A 633-nucleotide genomic window follows, 5' to 3' on the forward strand; every position below is an offset into this window, starting at 1 on the left:
CACGTCCATCTTGACGGCCGACGCGGACCCGCCCGCCTTCCCGATCTCGGCCGCCACTCGCCGGGCGTCGTCGTCGTTGATGTCCGCGACGACCACCTGCACGCCCTCGCGCGCCAGCTTGTGCAGTGTGGCCTCGCCGATGCCGCTGGCCCCGCCGGTGACGAGAGCGACTTTGCCTTCCAGACGCATGTGCATGGCTCCTTCTCAGCCCGTGGGCTCGATGTCGGCGACGTTGTCGATGGTGACGAGGGTGACGTCGGATTCGATGAAGTTCTCCTCCGGAAGCTCGCTGGTGTCCGCGTAGTGCTCCAGCTGTCCGACGACGATGTCGAGGATGCCCGGCCAGTCCTGCACCACGGTGGCGTGGAAGGGGCCGTCCTTCTCGATCTCGTTCAGGGCGATGCCGACGGCGTCGACGCCGGTGACGACGATGTCCTCCCGCCCCGCCTCGGTGACCGCCTGCGCCGCGCCGACGGCGGCATGGTCCCAGCCGGTCCAGATGGCGTCCAGGCCGTCGGGATTCGCCTGCAGGTAGTCGGTGACGAACTGCAGCGCCTCCTCCTGGGAGGTGCCAGGACTGAGCACCTGCCGGATCTCGTCCGGAGTGACCGTCGCTCCCCCTTCGGTGAGCAG

2 protein-coding genes are annotated in these 633 nt (G+C 68.7%); both read right to left on the bottom strand.

Going from position 1 to position 633, the window contains the following annotated elements; all coding sequences use genetic code 11:
* Window positions 1-189, bottom strand: a 189-nt coding sequence (locus tag ELR45_RS36415; protein ID WP_205855675.1) for an SDR family NAD(P)-dependent oxidoreductase, incomplete at its 3' end; no start/stop codon positions are given.
* 15 nt (window positions 190-204) lie between these two features.
* A partial coding sequence (locus tag ELR45_RS01480) for a sugar ABC transporter substrate-binding protein (protein ID WP_165367372.1) occupies window positions 205-633 on the bottom strand: 429 nt, incomplete at its 5' end.

This window comes from Phytoactinopolyspora endophytica, assembly GCF_004138495.1.
GTDB lineage: Bacteria > Actinomycetota > Actinomycetes > Jiangellales > Jiangellaceae > Phytoactinopolyspora > Phytoactinopolyspora endophytica.